We start from the raw sequence: 548 nt of genomic DNA on the forward strand, positions 1-548 counted from the left end.
TCGCTTTTCCTTCTTGTGTACGTTCTACAATCATATCTCTTTCAAATTCAGCGAATGCACTCATGATATTAAACATCAATCGTCCAGTTGGCGTATCCTCCACTACTCCCATATTAATGACATGTACCTTAACTCCTTTTTCAAATAACATTTTAATCGTTTGGATTGCATTTTCAGCCGAACGTGCAAAACGATCTAATTTTGTTACAACAAGTGTGTCACCATTTTCTAGTACAGAAAGCAGTTTTTGAAATTTTGGTCTATCAAATTTTGTACCTGTAAATTTTTCAGAGTAAATTTTCTCGCAGCCTTCTTTTTCTAACATTTGAATTTGAGATTCCAAATCCTGGTTTAACGTACTCACCCTAGCATATCCATATTTAACCAAAAACTCACCTTTTCTACGTTTACTTTTGACCATAAGTTTTGATGTAGCCTGATGCATTGATTTTATCACATCTCGAATCTGTATTCAAAACTTTTAAGTTATGAACAAGGTTATTATTAGAATTATAATTTTTCATTCTTTCCTCATACTGTTTGGTAAG

Annotated in this window: 1 protein-coding gene; it reads right to left on the bottom strand. The window is 32.7% G+C overall.

The window, feature by feature from the left end:
• A partial coding sequence (locus tag JDS96_RS30630) for a recombinase family protein (RefSeq protein ID WP_199669111.1) occupies window positions 1-421 on the bottom strand: 421 nt, incomplete at its 3' end.
• Window positions 422-548: the final 127 nt, after the last annotated feature.

Source organism: Bacillus cereus group sp. N21, assembly GCF_016483395.1.
Classification (GTDB): Bacteria; Bacillota; Bacilli; order Bacillales; family Bacillaceae_G; genus Bacillus_A; species Bacillus_A pseudomycoides.